We start from the raw sequence: 20,688 nt of genomic DNA, 5'->3' as shown, positions 1-20,688 counted from the left end.
CCTGGAGATACTGTCCTGGAGATACTAGACCTTATCGATCATGAGTTGCTCGATATCAACATTGATGCGGTCATCATCGGTTTTGATGGTTTCGTGTCAGAAATTGATGGCTTTCCTCATTTCCGATTGAGTCTACTCTCTTGGAGACACTATCCGGGAGATCCTTCCCCTAGGATGCCAAAGACGGTAGGCTAGCCTCCAGCGATCGCCGCAGTTCCGTAAATCCATCAATGGACTGGGGCAGATGATCCCAATCAAAAGCATCAACTTGATCGATCAACAGGTGGGCATAGCGATCGAGGGATACATTGTTATAGGTTTGGGCTACCTCTTGCAAGGCTTCGGCAAAGGCAACCACCCCTCGCATGGTCATGGTTTGCCGCAAATGCTGCCAATGATCGCGTTCGACTTGGTTGAGGGCTATCAGCAGTTCCGCTCGGCGATCGCTCCCTTGGTCTGTAGCGGCTGGGTCAGCGGTTGGGGATGGCGGTGTCGGCGTCTCCGAGCGAACTTGGATGGTTTTCAAAACCTCCCATAGCTGTTCCCACCGAATCGGCTTATGCAGCACCGCATGGCACATGGGCTTGATCGCCTCATCCAGTTCACGGGAGGTGCTAGCTGTCATCACCACCACCGGAATCATCTGGGTGTCGGGCTGTTGATTGAGCGCTTGGATGACCTCCTGCCCGCTGCGATCGCCCAGGTGTAGATCCAGCAAGATCAGATTCGGGTGATGAATATGGGCCAATTGCACCGCCTCATCGCCATCGCGGGCCAAGAGAACGCGATGGTGGCTGCCATAAAAATACTGCTGAATCAACTCTCGATTAGACTTCACATCATCTGCTACCAACATCGTCACCGGCGGCAGGGCACTCAGGATATCATCTGCGATCGCTTCTTCAGGCATCGGTTCAGATGAACAGGAATTAGCAGCGATCGCCACCTTTGGAAACGTAAACGTAAACTTAGAGCCCCGCCCCAGATCACTATCGAGGACAATCGTGCCGCCGAGCATCTTGGTCAACCGTTGGGTAATGGCCAGCCCTAGCCCCGTGCCGCCATATTTCCGCACATCTTGACCATCACTTTGGGTAAAGCTTTCAAAGATCTTTTGGTGTTGATCCGGGGCAATGCCGATGCCGGTGTCGCTCACCGTGATCTCTAAGGTCAAATGTTGATCACTCTGAGCATCAGGAACCATCGATACCTTTAGATAGATACCTCCCTGCTCAGTGAACTTCACCGCATTGCCCACCACATTAAACAAAATCTGCCGTAGCCGCACCGGATCGAACAAGATCCAGGGCAGCCTACCATCCAGCCTGAGATCTAGAACTAGATTCTTTTCCCCTGCCTTTTGGCTGAAAATGGTTTTGACATCCATCATCAGCGATTGGAGATTCACCGGCTCATAGTACAGCCGCAGTTGCCCAGCCTCAATCCTAGAAAGGTCGAGCATATCGTCGATCAACGCCAGCAGCATTTGACCGCTGGTTTCAATGGAGGACAGGTACGACTTTTGACGACCATCCACCGTTTTTTGATCCAGCAATTGGGTAAATCCCAGAATGGCATTCATGGGGGTGCGAATTTCGTGGCTCATATTTGCCAAAAACTCGCTCTTGGCAAGATTGGCCGCCTCGGCTGCTTCCTTGGCCTGCCGTAGTTCTCGGTTGAGGGTTTGCAACTCTAACGTACGCTGCCGCACCCGCTGCTCTAGGGTGCTATTGGCTTGACGGATGTGATCAAACTGTTGCTTCAGAGCGAGCAACATGGTGTAGACGTTGTCCGACAGCAGCGCCACTTCATCAATGGAGCTGGTCGGCAGGTCAAGGGTATGGTCGCTGACCAGGCGCTGGGGCACGTTGGTGGTCACTGCGGCCAACTGCAAAATGGGCGTCACCAAGCGACGGCTGACCACGAGGGCAATGGTGATCGACAGGAGAGCGATCGCCCATAGAATCGCCAAATCTCGGATATAAAGCTGTTCCAAATAGCTCACATAGGGAGCTGTCGCCACCCCTACAGCCAGAGTCCATTGATTGCCGTTGCCAATGGACGAGGTTTCAATGTAGAGCGACTCCTTCCAGCGCACCATAATGGGCGGGCCCGGCGGCGGCAACCACTGCACGACACTATCCCTAAACTGCCGCGTTTCGCCCGGCTGACTAGGATCAAGAGACGGCAGCGGCCCTCCCATGCCACCTTTTTCCGCCAAGAGCACCCCCTGCTGGTTGAGCAGTTGCAGGATGACAATATCTCGCCCACCATGAAAGTGAAAGAGTCGCTCCAGGTTTTGTAGGTTGATATCAGCCATCAGGAAGCCTTGTAGATTAGCCTGATTGTAGATCGGCACCAAAATTCGCATGTAGCGGGTGAGATAGATATCGGAGGGCTCGGGCAGATAAAATTGAATGCGCGCCTGATCACTATCGATCATAGTCATGGCGTCTAGGGCATTCGTCTGGATGTCGTTCAGAACTTGGGGAGAGGTGAGGCGAGACGATTCTGCTAACACCTGACCTGCGCTGTCTACCACGTAGAGCCCTAGAAAATCATTGGAGGTCTGCTGAGCAGCTTCTAACCGCGCCGTGATCAGCTCTGGATTAGACAGATCAAGACCAACGGCCTTACGTTCGATGCGATGGATGTGATCGTCATACCAGGCTTGGATGTTTTGCGTTGTGGTGCCAGAGGCCACGTCTAGGCTGTTGAGAATATCGTTTTCTACGGTCTGAAACAGTTGCTGGCCATTGAAAACCATTAACAGCAAACTGGGCAGCAGCACAAACGATGCAAAGAGGGTGAACACCGTTTGATGGAACGACACATGACGCGATCGCCCCTGGGAAGGACGGGACAACCAGCGTCCCATATCAGCCATGAGTATGAGGTCTACTAGCAGCGCATTAACGATACCGTTGATCGACTGCTTGAGGGCCACCAAGATCGTGCCTTGGGGCGCAACCTCCAACATGACTCCGTAGAACAGCAGCACCGAAGGAATCCCGATCAGCAACCAGTAGCCGATGACAATCATCAGTAAACTTTTGCTTTTGCGGGGATAGAGCAGACCCACCGCGATCGCTTCCCCAATCAGGGTGATCGTCGCGTAGGGATGTCCCCACAGCACATAGGTAACACTGCCGACCAACGCGCTGGCAAACAGCCCCCAACCTAATCCGTAGCGGGCCAAGATCAGCAGGACAGCAATACTACCAAAGAGAAAATCAACTCCAAAAAAGAGCTGAAACTTAAAAATGTTGCCCAGCAACCCCAAGCCTATCAACCCTCCCAGTAGCCCCCAGCTTTGCAGGGTCGTAGGCATGATGGAGGAAGGGGATGGGATTGTGTCCAACAAACGTAAAAGCCGTGGTTGTCTACTCATGAATTGTTCATCAACGCCAATGGTAGCTACGCGTCCTAGACAACGATGCGATCGCATTCTAAGGCATGTGAATCGGAGCTACTTAAACTAAAGTCAAACCAAACCCATTAAAAACCATAGGATCGATGTTCAGCAGAGAATCTTAAGCCTCATCTAGCTCCAGCCTAGAATAGCCTCATGTATGTTTAGCACCCGTGGATCTGAGGTCTGCACCATGATGTCAACCTTCTTAGACCTTGACGATAGGGATGTTCGATGTGGACTTCTCCACGGGTAGGTCATAGCCTGATCGCTAGGGTTTCATGGCCTACCGCTGCATCACTGATGATGTTGGACAGCATGGATGTCGGAGGGTCGGACAGCATGGGCTGTGTCATCTCCACCCTTGTCCTAGATTTGAGATCGAATGCGATCGCTCACGCATCCCACACACCATGAACGATCGTCACTGAGCTTACACAATGAGCTTACACAACGTGATCAGCAGGATGAAGGCGATCGCTTTGCATTCGATGGGGGCTACCTAGCTGTATGTAGGCGGTGATGCATCCGTGGTTAGCACACCTTATCATGTATTAATTGTTGCAAATTAACCTGAATGATGAAAAGTATCTGTCACATATGGGCATGAAAACCCTAGGATCTGATCGCAAATACCTATAGTTTCTTTACAAAAGAACCCTTTTCGTCACAACAGTTCTATCCTGCCCTTCCCCTAGCTCAAGATGAACAGAGCGGTACCGTTTGCACAGAGAGGGAACGAGAACGTCAAAAAAAATCCCGCTCTTGGAGAACGAGATCATTTCAATTGACGATAAACAAAGCTGAGTTTTGATGTTGAGCGGTTAGTATCTCCAAATGGAACAGTAACGCTACATTTGGAGATCTAGATAGAGCTTGAGATTCAGTGGGGACTATCCTAGATCCGGCCAACTCATCATGATGAGTCTGCCGAACTGCTGGTTATAACTTCAGGGTTGCCTCATCGTCATCCCGATGAATACCGGTGCTTTAAATCCGGAATTTATGTGATCCTAGTCACATTCCCTAGTGGCCGATGCGATTATCTTCGATCCACTTCACCACATCCGACTCCGACTCAGCGTAGAGGGCTTTGCCGGTGCCTGGATCGTAGGCATACCACCATGTATCACCATTGGTGCCAGATAGCTTCTCGACTTGAAGCTTGGAGCTATCTTCAATGGCTACCAAGAGCCACTGCCAAAATCGTTGGATTAAGTTGAGAGAAGGGGCGATCGCTCCCTTGGTAGAGCGAGTAGACCATTCTGCCGCCAGTTGCCGTTGTTCTACTTCCAGAAGCGCAAGCAGGCGACTGTCATTGTGCTGCTGAGCAGACTCCATGCGTCGGGCAAGGTGGGCGAGAAGGTTGGTGTAGTGCTGATGATGCAGCCGCACATCGCTAGATTGAGTCGCGTTCATGGCAATCCGGTTAAAAATAGGACTAATGATTGATTTTATTTCTGTAGCAATCACTACTCTTTTATTTTAGCGGGTGTGGGTGTAAATGAACATACATCTAGGGAGGGATGCGCAGGGCATGTCTAGTATCCCTGACAACAGGGCGCGATCGCCCATTCTGATAGAGATCATCCTAGGGCTGGTATGACCCTGCCCGTACCTACCCCACCCGTACCCCACCTGATCGATCAACACCATCGGCGGACTAGTTTGGAAACCTGCCCTATGACCCTGACCTCAACAGCTACGATTCCTGTGATTGACTTTGGCCCCTTTCTCCAAGGCGAGGAGAGCGATCGCGATCGCGTTGCCCAGGAGATTTACCAAGCCTGTTCCACCATCGGCTTCATGTATCTACGCAATCACGGCATTCCCGTCGAACTCCTCCAGCAGTTATTAGCCCAAGCCCAAGCCTTTTTTCAGCTTCCCCTAGACCTCAAGGAAACCGTGGCGCGATCGCCCGACACCAACTGCGGCTACATTGCTGTGCAAACCGAGCGCCTGGATCCAGGTCAGCCTTGGGATCTCAAAGAGGCCTTTAATATGGGTCTAGAGGTCGTCTGGCCCCCGGAGCCGGTGACCTTTCAGCCTGTGGTCTCAGACTTTTATCGCTGCTGCACCGAACAGGTGGCCCCCAATGTGCTGCGAGCCTTTGCCATGGCTCTAGACCTGCCCCACCACTACTTTGACGACAAGCACGGTCGCAACTATTTTCTGCGCATGTTGCACTACCCGCCGGTGGATCAACAGCCCCAGCCTGGACAACTGCGCGCCGGAGCCCACACAGACTACGGCAGCATTACCCTACTGCTGCAGGATGACATCGGCGGTCTAGAAGTGCAAACCCGTGATGGGCAATGGGTTGCCGCGCCACCGATTCCCGGCACCGTGGTGGTGAATGTGGGCGATGCCATGCAGCGCTGGACGAATGATCGGCTCAGCTCCACTCGCCATCGGGTAGCCGTTCCCACAGGCGACGATGCCGGGCGATCGCGCTACTCGGTGGCCCTGTTTTGTGATCCTAACCCTGAGGTTGTGATCGACTGCCTACCCCAATGCATCACCGGCGATCGCCCCCGCCGCTATCCGCCGATTTTGATGCGTGATCATCTGCTCAGTAAACTCACTGCCACCTATTGAGGGGGAGGTCACAATGGGCAAGCATTTTGACGTCGCTCAGTGCTCCTAACAAGACGAGGGTTGAGCAACGTCGAAACCCGGCAGCTTCATTCCCTGGGGGGCGATCGCTCTCATGCCCCGCGTCAGCCCCGTTATACTGAAATGACGATCAACCCCATACTCTTCTTCCGGCTCGTTCCCGCCAACACCATGCTAGATCTCCATTGCCACAGCACCCAGTCCGACGGCAGCCTTACCCCAACCCAGCTTGTGCAGGAGGCGATCGCTGCCGGACTCAAGGTTCTGTCGATCACCGACCATGACACCCTCTCGGGCTGGGATGAGGCCTACCAAGCTGCTGCTGGCACATCCCTGACCCTAGTGCCAGGGGTGGAACTGAGTACGGTGCATAATGGGCGATCGCTGCATATTCTGGGCTTCTATCCCAATCGTCAGGCGTTGGAAGCGCCGCTGCGAGAGCGGGTGGAGGGACGACACCGCCGCGCTCAGCAGATGGCTGAAAACTTGGCCGCGCTTGGCTATCCCATTATTCTCCCCCGCCTATCAGACACGATGGCTCCGGGCCGTCCCCATATTGCAGCGGCGCTGGTGGCAGCCGGTTATGTGCGATCGCCCCAGGAAGCTTTTGAGCGCTGGCTAGGGGAAGATAAGCCTGCCCATGTGGCCTATGAAAAATTTTCAGCTGTTGACGGTATTCAGCTTCTGCGACGCTGTGGTGCGGTGCCGGTTTGGGCCCATCCTTATCTATTTCGGGGCGGCCCCGTACCGGAGGTGTTACCCACCTTGGTGGAAGCTGGATTGATGGGTCTTGAAGTCTATCATCCTAACCATGCAGAACGCGATCGCCGTCGGCTGGCAGCTATTGGTCAGCGCTATGGCTTACTGACCACCGGAGGTAGTGACTATCACGGCCCCTCACCCCACGGAGCTGGACTCAATCAATTGCAGCTTTCCCTCGATTTGCTACCTCCTCTGCAAGAAGGGGCGCGATCGCTCCATGCTGATCAAGGACTAGATTTTCACCTAAATTAATCCTAATCCTGTAACAGATTCAATAAAAGTAAATTACTTTTGTGGCAGTACAGCATCCTAAGATAGCCTAGGACGATAAACTCTATGTGGATGATACCATGCAGCTAATCTGCCCATTGTGCTTGACCCCTGAGCCAGCGAAGGTTAGCGGTGCAGACGATCGCCACTACTATCTCTGTAGCCACTGCTCACTGATTTTTGTCGATCCTGACCATCACCTGTCCCTTGATGACGAACGAGCCTACTACGGCACCCATCATAACAGCATTGAGCAAGTTGGGTATGTGAACTTTCTAAATCGCGTCATCAAGCCAACCTTGCCTTATCTAGATAACACCATGTGTGGGCTAGACTACGGCTGTGGCCCTGGGCCTACCCTGTCGGAGCTGGTCAAACGGCAAGGTATCGACTGTGAGGATTACGATCCCATCTTTTTGGATGTTCCCCTGCGATCGCCCTATGATTTTATCTTCGCAACCGAGTGTTTTGAGCATTTCTACCATCCCAGACAAGATATTCATCGCATTCATAGCCTGCTTAAACCAGGCGGAGTGTTAGGGATTATGACCGATCGCTGGGTTAGCCTGGATCACTTTGCCACATGGCACTACACCACAGACCCGACCCATACCTCGTTCTACCATGAAACAACCTTCGAGTTTCTCTGCGATCATCTAGGATTTGAGACTCTCTGGAGTGATGAAACGAGGGTGATCATTTTGCGTCGGCTGACCTGATGTGCAGCCAATGACGAAAAGTCGGTATACACTGGGGTGACGTGCGATCGCATTCTCAACCTATGATGCTCAATATCCGTGATTTCTACCAGCGTGTGAACCCGAGCCAAACTCTGGATGTGTCCAAAGCGGCGGATCGGACGCTCTACATTGATTTTTCATCAGTACGCGGGGGTGAAATTATCGCGGATCTGCGGGACACGATTACTTTTTATGCCTCGGATGATCCCACCTGCGTATTATTCACCGGGCATATTGGCTGCGGTAAATCGACAGAACTGCTGCGGCTGAAGCAGGAACTGGAATCGGATGGCTTCCACGTCGTCTATTTTGACTCCAACGAAGATTTGGATATGGCGGATGTGGATATTGGGGATGTGCTGCTGGCGATCGCCCGTCGGGTGGGGGAAAGTATTGATTCCCTGAAGCTAGAGCAGCCGCGTACCTTCCGGGATCTGCTGCAAAAGGCGACGCGCCTGATGAATACGGAGGTGGAACTGTCAGCGGAACTGGGAGTGGCGATCCCTATGGTAGGAGAAGTGGGCTTTAACCTCGACGATGGTCTCTCGTTGGCAACGGGCATTGGTAAAATTACGGCTAAGGCCAAGAATGATTCGCTGTTGCGCGATCGCCTTAACCAATTTCTCGGGCCCCAAAAGACGCGGTTGTTGGAGGCGATTAACCGGGAGCTGCTGGAACCGGCGATCGCTCAACTGAAGCAAAAGGGGCAGCAGGGGCTGGTGGTGATTGTGGATAGTCTAGAAAAGCTGATCAATTCTCCCAAGCCCTACGGCCGGCCGCAGCAAGAATATTTGTACATTGACCAAAGCGAATGTTTGCGCGGGCTGCGCTGCCATACGATTTACACCATGCCCCTAGCGCTCAAATTTTCCAGCGAGTATGGGCATCTCACCCAACGTTATCCCGATGATCCACGGGTGTTGCCCATGGTGCCGGTGCAGCGGGAAGACGGCAGTGCCTTTGAGGCAGGCATGGTGCTTTTGCGTCAGATGGTGTTAGCGCGGGCTTTTCCGGAGCTGCCGGAGGGCGATCGCCTGGCGCACCTCAATCTGGTGTTTGATGAACCGGAAAGTCTGGATCGCCTCTGCCAGGCCAGCGGCGGGCATGTGCGCGATTTGCTGCGGCTGCTCAGCGCTTGGATTATGAAAAGCCGCCGTCAACTGCCCCTGAATCGCGCCACCCTAGAGCAGGTGATTCGCGAACGCTGCAATGAAATGAGCCTACAGATCTCAGACGAAGAATGGGACTTACTGCGTCAGGTGAGCGATCGCAAGCGAGTGAGCGGCGATGAGGGTTACAAAACATTAATCCACAGTCGGCTGGTGTTTGAGTATCGAGATCAGGGCATATCCTGGTTTGATGTGAATCCTATTCTGCTCGGTGTAAAGGATCTCTCCCCATGAGCGATGATCATGCCGCCCAGTTTCATGACGCTAACGCGACTCGCCTAGAGGAGTTGGCCGATGTGCTGGATCTGGGGCGAGGACAGTTTTCATTGCACCTCGTCCACTGTCGGTATGACCATCTGCAAGAACAGTTGGCGCAGCAGCTACAGCAGATTTGCGCCGATCGCTATAACCTCACCCTCGACCAATTAACGCTCCATCCCTCGGCCCAAAATCTGTTTACCAATCTGCGGGATGCCTTGGGCGATCGCCAGCCAGAAGCCTTGATGGTGATGGGGTTGGGGCATGTGGAACATCTCCAGAAAGTGCTGGGCGCGATGGAAAATGTGCGCGAAGAGTTTCGTAAGCATTTCCCCTTTCCCTTTGTCCTATGGCTCGATGATCCCACCCAGGTGCAACTGGCGCGGGAAGCGCCCAATTTTGTCAGTTGGGCATCAGACGTCACCCACTTCACCGTCAGCTCCGCTTGGCTCAGCCATGGCCTGCACCAAGCCGCCGACCAAATCTATGCCAGCCTCCTCGATCCAGGATCGGGGAAACTGCCGTCTACGCTCCAGGTCCTGAATCCCCTCGGCCCCTTTCAGCAATCAGAGCTACAGCTCGCCCTAGATGAAGCAGGCCCGATCACGCTCCATCCCGAAGCCCAAGCGGCCCTAAACTGGGCGATCGCCCTCAACCTAGCCAAGCACCAACCGCAGGATTTAGATCAGCCGGGGCAGTATTTTCAGCGCAGTGTTGACTATTGGACGAGCCAAGAGCCCTTGGAGGACTGCGATCGCCAACTGCGGGCCGGCATGGCCCACTTTTTCCTAGGCCGCCATCTGGCCTGGGTAGTGGATCGGGAGCGGCGGCAGGGGGATGGGGTAGACAGCAAGGCATGGCAACGGGCGAGGCTGCCCTTGGAGCGCAGTATTCAGATCTTTCAAGCCTGCGATCGCCTTGACTTAGTGGCCAAGTGCCTATCGGGGCTGCAGCGGGTGCTGAAGCGTCTGGAGGACTGGGATGCGCTGGAGCGTTACTGCCGTCTGGGGATGGAGCTGCATCGCCCGGATCACTATCCCCTGAAGTTGGCCTATGACTATGGCTTTTTGGGCAATATCGCCCTGCACCGGCAGCAGTGGACGGAGACCAAGCGACTCACCCAGGAGGCTATGCAGATCCTCGATCGCCTGCCAGAGAAATCGGGCTGGATTCGGGGTCTCTACCTGCTCAATTTGGCCAAGGCAGAGCGGGGGTTGGGCAATCCTCAGGGGGCGATCGCTTATTTGCTAGAGGCAAGGGCCTGGGGCGATCGCGGCCATCCCACCACCTATTGCGCCATTTTGGAAGAGTTACGGGATCTGCGGCTAGAGCAACGGCAGTATCTCATGGCTTTTAAGCTGAAGCAGGCGCGGCTGGAGGTGGAAAAGAATGCCGGTATTCGCGCCTTTGTGGGAGCGGGGCGGCTCGGGTTAGAGCCCCAGGGCCTGGATGATCTCTACGGCGTGGCTCCGGAGATTGCTGCATCGGGGCGGCGGCTGGATCTAGAGAGGTTGATGCAGCGGCTGGGGCGCAGTGACTATAAGCTGGTGGTGATCCACGGTGGATCGGGGGTGGGCAAAAGTTCGCTGCTGAACGCCGGCCTGGTGCCAGCGCTGCGCAAGCCCATCGACTATCGCGATAATTTGGTGGTGGTGATGCGCAACTACACCGCGCAGTGGCAGGCAGATTTGGCCCATCAGATCAGTCAGGGTCTGAGGGATTTAAGAAAGGCTGGAACCGATGGATCGTTGTTGGAGCAGCTACGCCAGAATGAGGGGCGGAATCTGCGCACGATTTTGATGCTGGATCAGTTTGAGGAGTTCTTCTTCGCAAATCCCGATCGCTTGCAGTGGCGGCGGTTTTTTGAATTTTTGGGGGATTGTTTAGCGATTCCCTACGTGAAGGTGGTGATCTCCTTGCGGGAGGACTATATCCATTATCTGCTGGATGCCAATCGCCTAGACAGCATGAGCGCCATCGGCCACGATATTTTAGGGCGACAGGTGCTCTATGGCTTAGGTAATTTATCGTTGGAGGATGCCAGGGCGACGATCGCTGACCTGACGGGGCGATCGCGTTTTAGCCTAGAGCCGGCGTTGGTGGAACGGGTGGTGCAGGATCTGGGTGGGCCGCTGCAGGAGGTGCGGCCGATTGAGATGCAGATTGTGGGGGCGCAGCTACAGACGGTGGGGGTTTCGACTCTGGCGGCCTATGAGCAGTTGGGGGATGCGCCGAAGGAGGCGTTGGTGACGGGCTATGTGCAGGAGGTGGTGGACAACTGTGGCCCGGAGCATCAACAGTTGGCGGAGCTGGTGTTGTTTTTGTTGACGGATGAGCGGGGAACGCGACCGCTAAAGACGCGATCGGAGCTGGTGAAGGAGCTGGAGGCGCTGTTGCCGGGGCGGGTGTTTGGAGATGGGGAGCCGGAGACGGAGGAGGAGACGGAACCGACGGAGCCGTTGGATCTGGTGTTGCGGGTGGCCTGTGGGTCGGGGCTGGTGATGTATTTGCCGGAGGAACCGCAGGATCGCTATCAGTTGGTGCATGACTACATCGCGGAACTGATTCAGCGGCAGCGTCGGAGTGATGTAGAACATTTGAAGGAGCGGTTAGAGGCTCTGGAGCAAGAAAATTTAGCCACTCAGAAAGAACTCAAAAACGCGAAGCAGATTTTAGGGCAGGCCCAACGGCAAGCAACTCGGTGGTCAGTAGCGGGGATTGCCATCTTCGTTTTGTCCAGCGTGCTCACGTCGTCCATTGTGTATCGCGGAAATCGTAACTTGACCTTGGCTCGTGAAGCGACGCAACTTGAACGTGCTGGGGTGGCGGCCCAAAATCGCTTTTCATTCCAGCAAACCGAGGCGTTGCTCTTGGCGACCCGTGCCCTGTATGATCTTCAGCGCCTGACCCAGGTACATAACATTCAGAATCTGAACGGCTATCCTGCCCACAGCCCCTTGTTCACTACCCAAACCAGCCTCGCTCAAATTCGAGAAATCCGGCTTGAAGTAGGTGAGAAAAATGTTCCAACTGTGGCGTTTAACCCAGATGAACAAACGATCGCCACAGGCGGAGAAGATGGAACGGCACATCTGTGGGATTTGGAAGGGAATGAACTGGCCCGCATGGAAGGACATGAGGGGGTCGTCAATCAGGTGGAGTTTAGCCCTGATAGAAAGATAATTGTCACCAGCGACGAGAATGGCAAGATACGGCTGTGGGACTTAAACGGCAATGAACTGGTTCAAATGGAAGGACACGAGGGGAGCATCTGGCAGGTAGAGTTTAGTCCCGATGGGGATGCGATCGCCACCCGTGGTGAAGATGGCACAGTACGACTGTGGGATTTGGAGGGCAATGAACTGGCCCGCATAGAAGGGAAGGAGGGGGGCAGCAATCAGGTGGAGTTTAGTTCTGATGGGGATGCGATCGCCACCTGTGGTGAAGATGGAATAGTGCGACTGTGGGATTTGGAGGGCAATGAACTGGCCCGCATAGGGGGGAATGAGGGGGGCATCAGTCAGGTGGTGTTTAGTCCCGATGGGGATGCGATCGCCACTCATGGTGAAGATAACACAGCGCGCCTGTGGGATTTATCGGGCAATCCCTTGGCAGTGCTGGAAGGACATCAAGCTGAAGTCAGACAGGTCGTATTTAGCCCAGATGGAGAAACTATTGCTACAGGAAGCAGCGATGGCACTGTGCGCCTGTGGGACTTATCGGGCAATTCTTTGGCAGTACTGGAAGGACATCAAGCCGAAGTCAGTCAGGTCGTATTTAGTCCAGATGGAGAAACTATTGCTACAGGAAGCTACGATGGCACCGCGCGTTTGTGGAACTTGGAGGGCACTCGCTTAGCCGTTTTGGAAGGACATCAGACCGGTGTTAATCAAATAGTGTTTAGCCCGAGTGGCACAACCATCGCTACAAGCAGCTTCGGCGCAGTGCATCTGTGGAATGTAACAGGTGCTCCACTGGCCGTGCTGAGGGGATATCAGTTCAGTGTTGATCAGATAGTGTTTAGCTCGGATGGTACAACTGTTGTTACAAGTAGCTATAACAGTTATACGATAAGAGCTTGGGATTTATCAGATAAACCCTTGGCAGTGCTAGAGGGACATCAGGACAAGATCAGGCAGGTAGTGTTCAGCCCAGACGACAAAATCATCGCCACAGGTAGTGATGATGGCACGGCACGGCTGTGGGATTTATCGGGCAACCTCCTAGCAACATTGGAGGGACATCAGGATAGGGTAAGCCTAGTATTCAGTCCAGACAGCAGCACGATTGCCACTACAGACAGCTCTGAAGCAGTGCGACTATGGGATCAGTCAGGTAAACTCTTAACGGTGCTAGAGGGATATCAAGATCAAGGCAGATGGATAACAGTCGCGTTCAGCCCAGATAGCAGCGTCATTGCCATTACGGATGACTCTAATACAGTTAGGCTTTGGGACTTATCAGGTAAGCCCTTGGCAAGCTTAGAGGGACATCAAAACACAGTTGATGGAATAGTGTTTAGCCCGGATGGTCAAACCATTGCTACACGTAGCGATGATGAAACAATAAGGCTTTGGGATTTATCTGGCAACCCCTTAGCTGTGCTGGAAGGACATCAGGACTGGGTTAGTGAGGTCGTCTTCAGCCCAGATGGTCAAACCATCGCTACAGGCAGTGGTGATGGCACAGCAAGACTTTGGGACTTATCAGGCAATCCCTTGGCAGTACTAGAGGGACATCAGGACTGGACTCAGGTAGTGGAATTTAGTCCTGATGGAAAAACCATTGCTACAGGTAGCGATGATGGTACAGCAAGGCTTTGGGACTTATCGGGTAACCTTGTGGCGGCGTTGGAGGGACATCAAGATCCTGTCTGGCAGGTGGAGTTTAGCCCGGACGGTCAAACCATTGCTACAGGTGGCTGGGATGGTACAGTGCACCTATGGGATTTATCTGGCAACCTATTAGCAGTACTGGAGGGGCATCAGTCCTCGATCAGTCGGGTGGAGTTTAGCCCAGACAGCACCATTGTTGCCACAAGTAGTAGAGATCGCACGACGCGTATTTGGACGCTCAATGGTCAGCAAATTGCCCAGTATGAAGGACGGTTGGCAAGATTTGCCCCAGACTGGAGCCATATGTGGATGATTCAGCCCGGCAATGCCCTCATGGGTGAAAACCTTGCTCATGAACGGGTGACTATGTGGCCCGTAGATCAGGATATTGACAGCCTGTTGGCCCGGGCCTGTCGTCGCTTGCGCAGCTACCTCATTCACAGCCCCGACGTGACCGAGAGCGATCGCGCTATGTGCAATATTCCCCCCCGCGATCCCTAACGATGCCGAAATTCATCCCGTTCCACTGTAGTTAAGCCGCGATCGCATTCCGTCTATTCCCCCATGACCTTTCCCGCCCTCCTACTCACCCTGCCCCTCCTCGCCGGCCCTAGCCTTCCCCCCCAAACCCCGCAGCCAGCCGCACCGCTCCTAGCCATTTTTGCGATGGACGAAGACCCCAGCGGCGACATCATCTGGCATCCCAGCAATACCCTGATCACCCATTCCCCCAACGGCCCCATCCGCCTATGGGATCCCGACGGCACCGCCATCGCCCAGCTCGACGTTGCCCCCGACGCCCAGATAGTCTGGAATGCGGGCAGCGATCGCCTGCTCATCTACGACCCCACCCAGCTCCAGATCTGGGATCTCCAACACCGCCAGCCAACCATCGTAGAACCTTCCAGTCCCATTACAACCGTTGCCCTCAGCCCCATAGACGAAGCGATCGCCCTGGGCCATGCCGACGGCACCACCCACCTACTCGACATCACCGGCAGCACCATCGCCCAGCTCAGCGGCCCCGATCGCCCCGTCCAGCAACTGGTCTTTAGCGCCAACGGTCAAGCGATCGCCACCCTGCACAGCGACGGCACCACCCAACTCTGGGACAGCACCGGCACCCTGATCATCGCCCTAGAACGTCCCCAGTTCCTCGTGCCCCACCTGCACATCTCCGACCTAGCCCTGAATCCAACCGGAAGCGCGATCGCCACCCGCAGCCGTTCCCCAGTCGTCAAACTTTGGGACACCACCGGCACCCAGATCGCCACCCTAGACGGCCATCAAGACTGGATTATAGACATGGTTCCTAGTCCCAGCGGAGACGCGATCGCCACCTATGCCACCTTCGACCCCGCCGTCCAACTGTGGACGATGACAGGCCAGGCCATCGCCACCCTAGAGCACCCATCTTGGATTGATCACATCCACTTCAGCCCCGATGGCCGCGCGATCGCCACCCTAGACGGCATCGGCACCGCCCACCTGTGGCAGGTAGACGGCACCCCCATTGCCAGCTCAGATGGCACCGAGGTAGACCACCTGGCCTTCAGCCCCCAGGGTCACCTACTCGCGCTCAGCCAAGATAATGGCACAGTCCTGATCTGGGATCGGGCAGGGAATCCCATCGCGCAGTTAGAAGGCCATCAGGGTAGCCCGGCCGTTGCCTTTGCCCCCAGCGGAGAAGCGATCGCTACCCTAGACGACACCCAAACCCTACGCCTCTGGACAGTTGATGGTCGGTTGCTGTCCGCTAGCCCTGGAGTTTAGGAACGTCTCCTACCCATTCTCCAGAACATTTCTCCAGAACATAGGGGCATAAATTTATGGCTTGAAGCCCCTCTCCCGCTCTGGGAGAGGGGTTTGGGGTGAGGGCAATCTGAGCGTTGGTATATTAGGGAGGGGCGATCGCCTACTGTACCAAGCGAGGATAGAGCCGACCGCAGGCCGCTGTGAGGATGGCGGTGAGTCCGATCAAGATGGCAAAATCGAGCCATAGCCCATACTCCGCCACCTGAGACACCAGCATCAAGCTACGCAGGGCATCGACCATATAGGTCAGCGGGTTAATCCGCGACAGCATCTGTAGCCACGGCGGCATAATCGAGATCGGATAAATGGCATTGCTGGCAAAAAACAGCGGCATGGTCATCAATTGCCCAGCTCCCACCACCCGTTCATGGGTTTGGGCCCAGCAGGCCACCATCAGCGACAACGTCGAAAAGGAAGCCGCACCCAGCATGACAATGCTCGCCACGCCGAGTAAGGCAACGGGATGCCAGTTAAGATTCACCCCCAACAGTATCGATACCCCATAGATAACAATCACCTGAGAGAGACACCGCACCCCCACCCCGATCGCCTTCCCCAACACCAAGGCCGACTTCGGGGCCGGACTGACCATCAGCTTATGTAAAATCCCCAGATCTTTTTCCCAGATTACTAACAGGCCGGTAAAAACCGATAGAAATAAAACACTCTGGGCCAAAATACCCGGCGTCATAAAGTCTAGATAAGGTAGATCGCCAGTTGAAATGCCGCGCACTTCGGTAAACACCTGCCCAAAAATAATCAGCCACATAACAGGCTGCACCGCCCGCATCAGCAACTGGAATGGATCATGGCGCAGTTTGCGAATATCTAGCTCCGCTGCCACTAACGTCTTAGCGATAAATTCCTGGACGCTAAAGCCAGACAGCCGTTGATTAGCTAAGCCGCCGTGCAGTTCGACGGGTTGCGGATGTGTCATGGTAGCTGCTCTCCTCGTCAGTAGTACAGTGGTCTTGGGTGTAGTGGATAAAAACGTCATCTAAAGTAGCGTTGGGCATGGGTACGCTGGCCTTAAGCTGAGCCGGAGTGCCGATCGCCACCTGCTGCCCGTGGTACAGAATGGCGAGGCGATCGCAGAGTTCATCGGCCTCGTCCATAAAATGGGTGGTGAGAAAAACCGTGGTGTTGTGATCGTGGCGCAACTGAAGAATCAGATCCCACATGGATTTCCGAGCCACCGGATCTAGACCGACCGTGGGTTCATCTAAAAATAAGATCGCTGGATGGTGTAGGGTAGCCTGGGCAATTTCCAGCCGTCGGATCATACCGCCAGAATAGGTATTGACCAACCGATGGGCGACGCTATCGAGACCAACATAGTGCAGTGCCAGACGAATCCGCTCCAGTCGCTGCCGCCGGGGCACGCCGTAGAGCTTGGAGATAATCAGCATATTTTCGTAGCCCGTCAGAGTACCATCCACGGATAAGGATTGGGGCACATAGCCAATGGTGCGCTGCACGGCCACGGTTTGGCGACGGATATCATAGCCTGCTACCAAAGCCTGGCCGGAGGTGGGAGATAGCAGGGTGGTTAACACCTTGACCAGAGTACTTTTCCCGGCCCCGTTGGGGCCCAGCAGTCCGAAAATTTCTCCCGGTTCAACGGATAGGCTCAACTGATCCACCGCCCGGTGGGAGCCAAACTGTTTGGTTAATTCGTGGATGGCCACAATCGACATGGTTGACCTGTCCTCCTGAAAAATGATTGACACCTAGAGCGTGGGCAAGCACGACCTAGGATTCTGCAAACACGCTGGACAAAACCGATAGCCCCGCCACCACCTGCTGACATTGATCGGTGGAGAGAGACTGGAGGCGCTGGGAGATCTGGGTGAGGGTTGCGCCATAGACCTGCTCAAGCTGGGCGGTGCCGGCCTCCGTCAGCGTCAGGGCAATGCGCCGACGCTCCCGGACGTCGTCTTGGCGATGCACCCAGCCCCGCTGCACCAGGCGATCGACCATCACCGACATGGTGGGCCGGGTCACGTCTAGGTAGTCTGCTAGTTCCGATAGGGAGGACTGGGGACGGCGGTGGAGAAAGTGGAGCACCCGCAGTTGGGAGAGGGACAGATGGGGCTGCCCCTGATGCCGCATCTCGGCCCGCAACCATCGCGTAACCACCGGTATGACGGTGAGCACGTCTACGGCACATTGGTCTGGGGTCATGGTTTGGGTGGGCATCTGGTTAGATTGCTAAGCAAACAATTAGTAAAGCTAACTATTAGTGTAGGAGAAGTTCCCCCGCTGTGCAACCTGGGGGCAAACGGGGAACCATGAGGAAGAGCGATCAAGTAGAACGCATTAGGGGAAGGCGATCGCTATCGGCAGCTACGACACACAGCGCGGTTATGAGATTTAGACGGTGATACTACCCGATCGGGCTTGATCACGCATCTAATCTATCCGGAAAATTACTGAAAAATCTAGGTTTTTTTCACAAAACGCCATCATTTCTCCGGTTGCCAAGCCAAATATCAGAACACCTAATAGACAAGAGCGGGAAAGCGATCGCCAGATCTCTATGGAAACTTAGGCATGGCCTTGCCCGTCCCTAGACAAGTTGCCCCCATAACGTCCTCATGGTCTACATACCTGACCGCATCCAGTTGTTTTGATCCACCATTTCTGACCTTCATCATTATGCCAACAACCTTTATCGTCACCAGAGCCGCAGATACCACCACGGCTGGATCTCTACGCAACGCGATCGCCAGGGCTAGATCTGGCGACACCATTCGGTTTTCCTCAAGACTCGCCAATCAAACCATCACCCTGCGCAATACCCTCACCATTGCCGCTGGTAAAAACATCACCATCGACGGCAGTGACGCCCGAGGCTTGACGATTAGCGGCAATCGGGCACACCGCATCTTTTTGGTGCAGTCCAATCACGTAACGCCAACCCAGGTGACCTTTCAACGGTTGAACCTAACCAATGGCTTTACCCGCGATCGCGGTGGAGCGATTAGTACAGAACACCAAGCCTCCGTCGTCGTACGCAACGTATCCTTTAGCGGCAACAAAGCCCAGAAAGGCGGCGGCGCAATTTTCAGCGCCTATGAAGGCAATCTCACGGTCAATAACAGCAAATTCCGGGCCAATATCGGCACGGGCGCTAATGATGAGCGTGGTGCAGGAGCGATCGCCTTCTGGGGCCCGAATCGATTCACGGTTCGTAACAGCGACTTCATCAATAACCAAGGCATCAACGGCGGTGCCATCAACAGCCTGAATGGCAATCTCACGGTTGAAAACTCTCGCTTCATCGGCAACGACACCACCGCCGGCCGCTACGATACCGGTAACGCCAACCCATTCCTGCGTGGCTACGGTGGTGCAATCTACACCGATCGCGCCAGTGCAGCCAATAGCGCCGGTGGCACTATCCGTCTGACGGGTAATGTATTTGAAAATAATAAAGGACGTGGAGAAGGGGGAGCCGCCTATCTCTACAGCGGACAGAACGATCGCGTCATTGTAGAGTCATCTGTCTTCAAAGGCAACAGGGTCTTAAACTTACCTGGAGGCGGTGACGGCAACGGCGGCGCATTGGTGCATATCACCAACGGCCCCAATAAAGGTTTTACCCTACGCAACACCTCTTTCCTCAACAATATAGCCAGCAACCAAGGCGGCGGTGCATGGATCATGGATGCCCCTACCACCATCGCCAACGTCACCTTCTCGCAGAATCGCACCCTAGGTGATGATTTCAGTAAAAATGGGGGAGCGCTGTTACTGCGCAATGCCCCAACAACGATCGTGGGCAGTACCTTTACCCGTAACCGTGCGGGCTGGGTGGGTGGTGCCATCACCGGCGGCGATAATGCGTCGATCCGAAACACCATTTTCCATTACAACACCGCTGATAATGGCCCAAATTCCTGGAATATTCAGCAGCATAGCAGCAGCAATCTCCGCGATCGCGGCGGTAATTATCAATGGCCACCGGAGCAAAACAGCAGCGAGAACGTATCTAGTAGCGTTAACTTAGTCGATCCCAAGTTAGGTAGACTTCAGCAAGATGCCAATGGCATTTATTACTACCCGCTACTGCGCACGAGTCCTGCTATCGGCAGCGGTGCGGGCCCCACGGGTCGCAGTCTCGGCTTCGTGCAAGACAGCGAATCAGGACAAGAGAGCGATCGCACCGCCCTGCACAGCACCGCAGACCAGAGCTTAGTCGGCACTAATGGCAGCGATCGCCTTGTGGGCGGCAAAGGGAATGATGTCCTTCGAGGGCGATCGGGCAATGACGTTCTGATTGGCGGCTCCGGCGATGATCGGCTGGTCGGGGGTGACGGCAATGATCGTCTGATCGGCGGCCCCGGCCGCGATGTGATGTCGGGTGGTTCAGGTCGCAATACCTTTATCTACCGAGCACCTATGGATAGGGGCGATCGCATCACGGATTTTGATGCCAGCCAAGATGTCATGGATCTCTCGAAGCTGGTGAGCGGTGACTCGTTCCGCAGCAACACTCCCTTTGCTGACTATGTGGAACTGGTGCAGTCTGGATCAAGAACGGTGGTCAAGGTTGACATGAATGGAGACATTGGTTCACCTCGCTTCCAACGGCTAGCCGTGCTGGATAACATCAATGCCGGTGACCTACAGGCATCTAATTTTATCCTGTAGCGATCGCCTTCTTATCCTAGTTCTATCAAACCCGGTTAGACGCGCTATGTATTCAGGGCAGTACCTAGATAGATGTAGCTCTCTAACCGGACTTGGTATCCGTCCATAAGTCATCTAGAAACTCGGATGCAATGTTGTGCCAATTCCACGATCGT

General features: G+C 54.6%; 12 protein-coding genes. 7 read left to right on the top strand and 5 right to left on the bottom strand.

Features of this window, described 5'->3' with window-relative positions:
• Nucleotides 1-169 precede the first annotated feature (169 nt).
• On the bottom strand, nucleotides 170-3,331 hold the full coding sequence (locus JUJ53_RS03945; protein ID WP_204150678.1) for a hybrid sensor histidine kinase/response regulator: 3,162 nt from the start codon (nucleotides 3,329-3,331) through the stop codon (nucleotides 170-172).
• Nucleotides 3,332-4,438: 1,107 nt separating this feature from the next.
• Entirely contained in the window at nucleotides 4,439-4,831 is a 393-nt protein-coding gene (locus JUJ53_RS03940; protein ID WP_204150677.1) for a hypothetical protein, read from the bottom strand.
• A gap of 264 nt (nucleotides 4,832-5,095) precedes the next feature.
• Between JUJ53_RS03940 and JUJ53_RS03935 the strand changes: the two genes are divergently transcribed.
• The 6 genes from JUJ53_RS03935 (at nucleotide 5,096) to JUJ53_RS03910 (ending at nucleotide 15,835) form a co-directional block, all read left to right on the top strand.
• Nucleotides 5,096-6,010: an isopenicillin N synthase family oxygenase gene (locus JUJ53_RS03935; protein WP_204150676.1), complete on the top strand. Its 915-nt coding sequence runs from the start codon at nucleotides 5,096-5,098 to the stop codon at nucleotides 6,008-6,010.
• Nucleotides 6,011-6,199: 189 nt separating this feature from the next.
• Nucleotides 6,200-7,042, top strand: coding sequence for a PHP domain-containing protein (locus tag JUJ53_RS03930; RefSeq protein WP_204150710.1), 843 nt, complete (start codon nucleotides 6,200-6,202; stop codon nucleotides 7,040-7,042).
• Between the two features lie 122 nt (nucleotides 7,043-7,164).
• On the top strand, nucleotides 7,165-7,779 hold the full coding sequence (locus tag JUJ53_RS03925) for a class I SAM-dependent methyltransferase (RefSeq protein WP_204150675.1): 615 nt from the start codon (nucleotides 7,165-7,167) through the stop codon (nucleotides 7,777-7,779).
• A gap of 62 nt (nucleotides 7,780-7,841) precedes the next feature.
• Nucleotides 7,842-9,203 carry an ATP-binding protein gene (locus JUJ53_RS03920; RefSeq protein WP_204150674.1) on the top strand — a complete coding sequence of 454 codons (1,362 nt, stop codon included), beginning with the start codon at nucleotides 7,842-7,844 and terminating at the stop codon, nucleotides 9,201-9,203.
• On the top strand, nucleotides 9,200-14,563 hold the full coding sequence (locus tag JUJ53_RS03915) for a hypothetical protein (RefSeq protein ID WP_204150673.1): 5,364 nt from the start codon (nucleotides 9,200-9,202) through the stop codon (nucleotides 14,561-14,563). Before JUJ53_RS03920 ends, JUJ53_RS03915 begins: the two co-directional genes overlap by 4 nt.
• 63 nt (nucleotides 14,564-14,626) lie before the next feature.
• Nucleotides 14,627-15,835, top strand: coding sequence for a WD40 repeat domain-containing protein (locus JUJ53_RS03910; RefSeq protein WP_204150672.1), 1,209 nt, complete (start codon nucleotides 14,627-14,629; stop codon nucleotides 15,833-15,835).
• Between the two features lie 142 nt (nucleotides 15,836-15,977).
• Here JUJ53_RS03910 and JUJ53_RS03905 read toward each other — a convergent pair whose 3' ends face one another.
• Genes JUJ53_RS03905 through JUJ53_RS03895 form a run of 3 tightly spaced genes read right to left on the bottom strand, consistent with a single transcriptional unit; the run spans nucleotide 15,978 to nucleotide 18,076 of the window.
• The gene (locus JUJ53_RS03905; RefSeq protein ID WP_204150671.1) at nucleotides 15,978-16,814 is read right to left on the bottom strand and encodes an ABC transporter permease; all 837 of its coding nucleotides are present in this window, start codon (nucleotides 16,812-16,814) and stop codon (nucleotides 15,978-15,980) included.
• Complete coding sequence (locus JUJ53_RS03900) at nucleotides 16,771-17,574, bottom strand: ATP-binding cassette domain-containing protein (RefSeq protein ID WP_204150670.1); 804 nt, start codon at nucleotides 17,572-17,574, stop codon at nucleotides 16,771-16,773. Before JUJ53_RS03900 ends, JUJ53_RS03905 begins: the two co-directional genes overlap by 44 nt.
• A 55-nt stretch (nucleotides 17,575-17,629) precedes the next feature.
• Complete coding sequence (locus JUJ53_RS03895; RefSeq protein WP_204150669.1) at nucleotides 17,630-18,076, bottom strand: MarR family transcriptional regulator; 447 nt, start codon at nucleotides 18,074-18,076, stop codon at nucleotides 17,630-17,632.
• A gap of 459 nt (nucleotides 18,077-18,535) precedes the next feature.
• Here JUJ53_RS03895 and JUJ53_RS03890 point away from each other — a divergent pair, with 459 nt between their 5' ends.
• Nucleotides 18,536-20,533 (top strand): type I secretion C-terminal target domain-containing protein, encoded by a 1,998-nt coding sequence (locus tag JUJ53_RS03890; protein ID WP_239124754.1) that lies wholly within the window; start codon nucleotides 18,536-18,538, stop codon nucleotides 20,531-20,533.
• Nucleotides 20,534-20,688 lie beyond the last annotated feature (155 nt).

The organism is Leptolyngbya sp. CCY15150 (genome assembly GCF_016888135.1).
Lineage (GTDB): Bacteria > Cyanobacteriota > Cyanobacteriia > RECH01 > RECH01 > RECH01.
This window is presented reverse-complemented; position numbering and strand designations above follow the sequence as displayed.